Source organism: Actinosynnema sp., from assembly GCF_052038725.1.
Map to the genome: position 1 here is coordinate 1 of NZ_JBQGCX010000931.1, position 1,644 is coordinate 1,644.

A 1,644-nucleotide genomic window follows, 5' to 3' on the forward strand; every position below is an offset into this window, starting at 1 on the left:
CCGCGAAGGTGCGGCGGCAGGGCGGTGGTCGCGGGCGCGTGTCGGACCGGGCGGTGTTCACGGCGATCGCGTTCGTGCTGACGAGCGGGTGCGCCTGGCGGCACCTTCCCGCGACGTTCGGGGTGACCGTGCCGACGGTGCACCGGCGGTTCCAGGAGTGGACCGACACCGGGTTGTGGATCAGGCTGCGGCGGATAGCGGAGGAGGGGCGGTTCGAGGACGCGGACTGGCTGCGGATGATCGTGGAGGCGGCGGAGCGGAGGGGGACTCGGGCGGCCGGGTGAGTCCCCGGCGGTAGCCGGCGGGTGGACCGGGTGTCGGCGGCGATCACCCGGAAGGCGGTGGGGCGCGGGCGTTCCCGAAGGTTCGGGGGTGCTACGGCCGCGCCCCGGCCAGCTCCACCAGCGCGGCCAACCGCGCGTCCCGCCGCGCCTCGGGCAACCGACCGCCCCTGGCCAGCAGCACCTGCCCGTGCAGCGCGCCCCAGACGACCTCGGTGAACACGTCCGGGTCGTCCTGGGGGCGCAGGGGCGCCAGGACGTCCCGCAGCGCGGTGAACGCGTCGCGCAGCGGCTGCGGGGTGTCCGGCGCGTCGAACGCGAGCGGTGCGGAGAGGGTGAACATCGCGTCGTAGCAAGCCGGGTTGTCCTGCGCGAACCCGGTGTAGGCCGCTGCCAGCCCCGCGAGCCCGTCCGCACCGGCCAGCCGCTCGGCGAGCTCCGCGAACCCCTCGACGGCGACCGCCGCGATGATCGCGTCCTTGCCGGAGAAGTGGCTGTACAGCACGGGTTGGCTGTACTCGATCAGCTCGGCGAGCCGCCGCGTGGTGACCGCCTCCCACCCCTCGGCCTCGGCCAGCGCGCGCGCCGCCCCGACGATCGCCCGCCGCCGCTCGACCCGTTCCCGCTCCTTGCGCTGCTGTGCTGTCACGGGGGCGATCCTAGCGCTGCTAGCCATCCGATCATCGCTAGTGCTAGCGTCGATCGAAAATCTAGCAACGCTAGGAGAACGTTGTGCCCCTCGTCGCCACGACCCTGACCGTCGCCGCCGCCCTGTCCATCATCGTGATCGGCGGCCTGTACCTGCTGGCACCGCAGCGGATCGCCAGCACGTTCGGCCTGCCCACCTGGCCGCGGGAACCGGGGGAGACCGGCTGGCTGAACCTGAAGGGCGTGCGGGACGTGGTCTCCGGCCTGGTGATCCTGATCCCGCTCGCCCTCGGCCACGCGGACCTGACCGGTTACGTGCTCCTCGCCGCCGCCCTCACCCCGCTCGGCGACATGCTGACCATCCTGCGGCACAGGGGGAACCGCGCGCTGGCGTACGGGATGCACGGCGGCACGGCGGTGGTCGTGGCGCTGGCGGGGGTGCTGCTGCTGGTGGGCTGACCTGGGGTCGTGCTTATTCCGGTGGGCGGCGGAGGCGGTGGTCGGGCTCTTCCTCGTTCAGCACGTTCTGGGCGTACGCACGCAACAACGGGTGGATGTGAAGCGCGTCGCGTCCGATCGGTTCGAGCAGTCCCGCTTTGGCCAGGACGTTCAGGAGGCGCCGCGCCTCGACTTCCGCGCAGGCCATGAGCAGGACAGCGTCATCGACCGTCAACTGCTCATCCGGCAACGTGCCCAGAAGTCGGAACAAGCGGGC

Annotated in this window: 3 protein-coding genes and 1 pseudogene; 3 read left to right on the forward strand and 1 reads right to left on the reverse strand. The window is 72.3% G+C overall.

Going from position 1 to position 1,644, the window contains the following annotated elements; translation table 11 throughout:
• Nucleotides 1–194: pseudogene (locus tag ACTUAL_RS19620) on the forward strand (transposase); the annotation flags it as partial.
• Nucleotides 195–375: 181 nt separating this feature from the next.
• Here the strand turns inward: ACTUAL_RS19620 and ACTUAL_RS19625 are convergent.
• Nucleotides 376–930, reverse strand: a complete 555-nt coding sequence (locus ACTUAL_RS19625) for a TetR/AcrR family transcriptional regulator (RefSeq protein WP_096496150.1) — start codon at nucleotides 928–930, stop codon at nucleotides 376–378.
• A gap of 83 nt (nucleotides 931–1,013) precedes the next feature.
• Here ACTUAL_RS19625 and ACTUAL_RS19630 point away from each other — a divergent pair, with 83 nt between their 5' ends.
• Complete coding sequence (locus ACTUAL_RS19630) at nucleotides 1,014–1,388, forward strand: DUF4267 domain-containing protein (RefSeq protein WP_440901271.1); 375 nt, start codon at nucleotides 1,014–1,016, stop codon at nucleotides 1,386–1,388.
• 37 nt (nucleotides 1,389–1,425) lie between these two features.
• The coding region (locus ACTUAL_RS19635) for a hypothetical protein (RefSeq protein ID WP_440901272.1) at nucleotides 1,426–1,644 on the forward strand (219 nt) is incomplete at its 3' end.